We start from the raw sequence: 4,875 nt of genomic DNA, 5'->3' as shown, positions 1-4,875 counted from the left end.
TGCCGGTACCGGAAGAAGAGGCTTCTGGGGCCGACTCGCCAGACCTCAACGAAGGATCCGCAAAGATCGGTTTTGATTGGAACTGATTGTGCTGCGCTGTATTTGAAGGTGTGCTTTTGAAAAGAAGCAACGCGACCAGCGGGTGTAGCTCAGTGGCTAGAGCATCTGCTTGCCATGCAGAAGGTCGAGGGTTCGAATCCCTTCACCCGCTCATACAAGTTTAAAGGTAGAACAACGCGACCTGGCTTTCACGCCGAGTCGCGTTTTTTATTTTGTCTAAATCCCTTTAACGTCTCTCAACCCTGCCTCTCCATGAATGCTACGGCTACTGCAAGATGGGGTGATCCCTGGTAAGAATTGCCCAAACACCCTGCACAAGCCCCCTCAAAGCGTCGTGCTTCACTGCCTTTTTAGACGTGGCCTAAGCAAGCAGTTGCCCAAACGTTGCCCACCAGAATGCCGGATAGCGTAGCGGGTGGTCTATGTTTTTTTGCACGAACCAGTAGCGATGAATTAACGCAAGGCGGTGATATGCTGTGGCAGAGAGGCGCTCTACCGGTGAACGATGATGGGTAAGCGACGCATCGGGTACTACATACAGCGGCGCCTCTTGACCAATCCGGTACGAGAAATCTAAGTCCTCACCAGGCGCGTACCCGATAAGCCGGTCGTCAAAGCGATGTTGTTCAACCCATACACGTCGATATGTGGAAGCACATCCGCTGAGCCAGTCAGTTTGAACCGGACGGGAAAGTGCGATCTGCTGAGCAGAGGTCGTGTGACCAGAAGGAAGAACGATCCCGCGCGCCCGAGCATTGTGCAAAAAGAACTGTTGACTTGCAGACGGGGCGTTTGTTGAAGGTTGGGGTTCGTCTATACGGGCTCCGGCTCCGGCAGCTGACTGATGATGATTGAGGAAGCGGACAAGTGCAGTAAAGTATCCAGAATGAACGGTTACATCGTCATCCAGGAAATGCACAAACTCCACAGAAGCAGGGAGATGTTCTATGCCGTAATTGCGCTGGCAAGTTGCTGAAGGCGTTCCAGGATAGCGCAGGTACCGTAGACGTGGGGCACCCACGAGTATTCGCTGGATGCGTGTGGCCGCAACTGCGCTGCTGGCATCAACGACAAAAACGGAGCGGCTGTCGGCACCGTGCTGTCTTTGTACACTGCGCAGCGTGCGTTCAAGACTCTCTGGACGGTTCCTCGTGCAGATGATGACTGCTTCGTGCATCACAAAGAAAGACTGCTTTACAGGAACGAGCGTGCGGCCTCCATACTTGAGAGTATACCCACAGTTCAAGAGCGCCAAACGGATATATGTCATACCCAGCGCGGGGTCATGTGTCAGGAGCACGTGTGGCACACCTTACTACAGTGCACCATCCGCAGGACCCACGGATCTTCCATAAACAGTGTAAGACGCTTCGTGATGCCGGATACAGGGTGCACCTTGTTGCGCAGCGGCATACCTCGGCGATCATTGACGGCATTGCCGTTGATGCGCTTCCGCAGGTGCATCAACGATACGCACGTGCCGGACTGCAAGTCTCTCTTTTTAAACGTGCGTATGCTCTCCGTGCCGATGTGTACCATATCCACGACCCGGAGCTTATCCCCCTGCTGTGGCTACTGAAGCACACGACAGGGGCGGCCGTTATCTATGATATGCATGAAGATTATAGTGCACGCGGAGGAATAGAGGGGGCGGTACTGCGTGGCCTGGAGAAGTGGTGCTTCAGGTGGGTCGATCATGTGGTCGTGGCCGAGGATGGATACAATGACTGCATCCCGGAAGAAGTGCCTCACACATATGTCTTAAATTACACTCGATTTGCCCCTGCGACACGTTCCTGTAAGGTCTCATTAGCAGAAATCCAAAAAACAGAAGTGAGTAGAGAGTTGCGGCTACTTTACACAGGGGTCGCGTCTCGAACGCGTGGACTTGACACCATGCTTGAGACCATCCGAATCCTCAGGACCGAAAACATTAAAGCTCATCTTCAGATATCGGGTATCTGTAATATCCGAGAGGATCGCCGTTATGCAGAGGCGTTCGTAATCAACTATAACCTGGAAGACGCTGTGCGCTTCAATGGATGGAAGGAATATCTGGCGATTCGGAGGATGGCCTCTTCGTATGAGAACAGTGATGTTGGTTTATGCCTGATGGAGCCTCATGCTAACTACATGAAAAGCATCCCTACCAAGTTCTACGAATACCTGGCTTACGGGCTACCCATTTTGTGTTCAGACTTCTCGCTGTGGAGAAAGTTTATTGAGAAGCACAAGTGCGGGGCGGTTGTGCCAGCCGGCGATGCGCAGGCCGCAGCAAAAGTACTTCGACGGTGGAAGCGCAATCCACACATCTACAAAAAATACGTTCATGCCGCTCGCCGCGCTGCGCCGCAGTTTCGGTGGAAAAGAATGGGAGACCGTCTGGTTGCACTGTACGACCAGATAACAGATCGACACTGAACTCAGCAAACTGTCTTATGCGCCCAGGACCCTACGAGAGTCCACAGAAGAGCGGGAAGACATGCGCCCATAACGAATCTATTGAGGGGGCAACAGTATGAGTACGTAGCAACACGTAATGAAAAGAAGAACCTTGCTCGTCACAGGCGCGTAATATTAATGAAGTAGGTATTAGATCACCTACTGGAAAAAACATGCTCCTAACGAAGTGCAAGGTATGCTCCAAAAGAGCATATCCCCTGTGGGAAAGACGTTATATACTTATACACCCGTGTATAAGTGCTACCAGTGAGTGCAGCAGGGGCATAAGCAGCAAGAGCACAAAGCCATAAGCAGTAAAGTTACAAGCAGCAAGGCTACAAAGGGCACCGCGAGGTGCTTTCGGCTCCGCCACAACCTCACGCATAGTCTATTATCGTGCTATGACCAAAAAAGCGCCAACCCGTACCGACCATATACAGGTTTTCCTCGTTGACGACCATCCTGCTATACGGGAAGCTGTTGCCGACACCATTGATCAGACAATGGATATGGACATCTGCGGCGAGACCGGTTCGTCAGATGAAGCATTTCGTCTCATTGAGAAGAAACAGCCCGACGTCGCCATCATCGACATCTCGCTTGATGATGCGCACGGCCTTGATCTTGTGCAGAATGTACGTGCACAACACCCGGACGTGCGAATGATCGTGTTCTCCATGTACGACGAGAACGTGTATGCGGAGCGTGCTATTCGCGCCGGTGCATCGGGCTACCTGATGAAGAGTGAACCGACGCAGAGCCTGCTCAAGGCAATCCGTCGCGTTCATGATGGAGAAGTTTACCTGAGCCGCCACATGGCATCGCGAATCCTGAACAAGGTGGCAATGGGACGAGCTTCATGATCAAGTCCCGATTGTTGTGTAATTGGCGTTCTGCCAGATCTTCATATTAGGCGGCAACAGCCGCTGGTTGTTGCTTCGAAGTCGTCGAGGCCTCCGGAGCGACCGGCTCCCTGTCCAGCCGACGCTTCCACTCGAAGAACTCGTCCATGATAAGGTAGCGTCGGCCGGTGGACCATTCCTCATGCTGCTCGGCACACAGAGCGCCGATCAGACGCTGGGCCGACGCGAGGTTCGGGAAGATTCGAATGACCGTCTCTCGCCGCCTGATCTCCTCAATGAAGCGCTCCACCATGTTCGTCGTCCGAAGGCGACGGCGGTACTTCGCAGGAAGCCTCAAGACCGCGGTCGCGTCCTCGAAGCCAGCCTCTAAAACCTTCAGGGCCTGGTCAGCTTTGCCTTCCAGTTCGTCACAGGCGGCTCCAACGGCTTCTCGGGCTCGTTCTGGGGAGCACGCCCCAAGCACTTGGTCAAGAAGCACCTGGTCAAGTATCTCGTGCATCCGCTCACGTAGCGTCGCGGGCGTCTGGTCGATCACATTGCGCCGGAAGTGCGCCTGACAGCGTTGCCAGATCAATCCGGGAAAGGCCGATGCCAGAGCGCTTCGCAACCCTTCGTGAGCATCACTGGTGGCCACTTCAACGCCCGTGAGGCCGCGGCGCTTCAGGCCCTCGATAAACCGGCGCCAGGCCTCCCCAGTCTCTCCAAACGCCGTCTCAAGCCCCAAGATCTCGCGGTGACCGGCCTCATTGATGCCCACCGCCAGCATCACCGTTGTCGATCGGACCGCCCCTTGACGGCGAACCTTCACTTGCATCGCGTCGAGGAGGAGGAAGGGGTAGCTTCCGCTCAACGGCCGCTTAGCCCAGGCCTCGACCTGTCCGTCAAGTTCGGTGGTGAGCCGAGAAACCGTGGACTTGCTAAACTCGCGTCCGCACAGCTTGGTCGTGATCTTCTTCACGCGACGCGTGCTCACCCCTTGCACGACCATCTGCATCAGCGCCAGCACCAAGGCCTTCTCTGACCGTTGGTATCGCTGGAAGAGTCGGGTTTGAAACGTCCCATCCCGATCGCGAGGGACCTCCAGGTTGATCGTTCCGACTCGCGTGGTGAGCTGCCGCGTGTACGACCCGTTGCGGTAGCCGTGCCGCGTGTCGGTCCGCTGGTCCGATTCGGCGCCCAGGTGTTCGGTCATCTCCGCTTGCAGCATCTGGTTCAGGATCGGCTCCAGCAGCGCTGCCATTCCTCGGTCGCTCTGGAGCAGGTGTTGGATCTTTTCGTCGTCGATTGTAATCTCAAAAGTAGCCATCGTTAGTATGTCGGTTGGTTTTGGTTGGTCTCGCTTCCAACCTGACAAAACGCGATGGCTTTTTCTACTCGCTCGCCTCAATTACACAAAATTACGGACTCAACCCGTATTTTCGAGGGTGACGGTGACTGTGGCCAGTCCGGTAGGCCGCTCTGTGATCTCCAGCACTGCATTCAGGTTGCGCGGGTGGTTGCCTTGCGTGCC

At 54.8% G+C, this 4,875-nt stretch carries 4 protein-coding genes and 1 tRNA gene; 3 read left to right on the top strand and 2 right to left on the bottom strand.

Annotation, left to right across the window (positions count from 1 at the left end; translation table 11 throughout):
* Positions 1 to 138: 138 nt before the first annotated feature.
* A tRNA-Gly gene (locus tag PPP56_RS10795) sits at positions 139 to 211 on the top strand.
* A gap of 210 nt (positions 212 to 421) precedes the next feature.
* On the opposite strand, the gene PPP56_RS10790 is transcribed toward PPP56_RS10795, so the two are convergent.
* Complete coding sequence (locus PPP56_RS10790; RefSeq protein WP_353564052.1) at positions 422 to 1,237, bottom strand: glycosyltransferase family 2 protein; 816 nt, start codon at positions 1,235 to 1,237, stop codon at positions 422 to 424.
* 212 nt (positions 1,238 to 1,449) lie between these two features.
* Here PPP56_RS10790 and PPP56_RS10785 point away from each other — a divergent pair, with 212 nt between their 5' ends.
* Together PPP56_RS10785 and PPP56_RS10780 are read left to right on the top strand one after the other, a co-directional pair.
* On the top strand, positions 1,450 to 2,481 hold the full coding sequence (locus PPP56_RS10785; protein ID WP_502912573.1) for a glycosyltransferase: 1,032 nt from the start codon (positions 1,450 to 1,452) through the stop codon (positions 2,479 to 2,481).
* Between the two features lie 422 nt (positions 2,482 to 2,903).
* Positions 2,904 to 3,365 (top strand): response regulator, encoded by a 462-nt coding sequence (locus tag PPP56_RS10780; protein ID WP_353564050.1) that lies wholly within the window; start codon positions 2,904 to 2,906, stop codon positions 3,363 to 3,365.
* A 46-nt stretch (positions 3,366 to 3,411) separates the two neighbouring features.
* Here the strand turns inward: PPP56_RS10780 and PPP56_RS10775 are convergent, their stop codons facing one another.
* Positions 3,412 to 4,671: an IS256 family transposase gene (locus tag PPP56_RS10775; RefSeq protein WP_353564049.1), complete on the bottom strand. Its 1,260-nt coding sequence runs from the start codon at positions 4,669 to 4,671 to the stop codon at positions 3,412 to 3,414.
* Positions 4,672 to 4,875 lie beyond the last annotated feature (204 nt).

The sequence above is a fragment of the Longimonas sp. genome, from assembly GCF_040409695.1.
Taxonomy (GTDB): Bacteria; Bacteroidota; Rhodothermia; order Rhodothermales; family Salinibacteraceae; genus Longimonas.
This window is presented reverse-complemented; position numbering and strand designations above follow the sequence as displayed.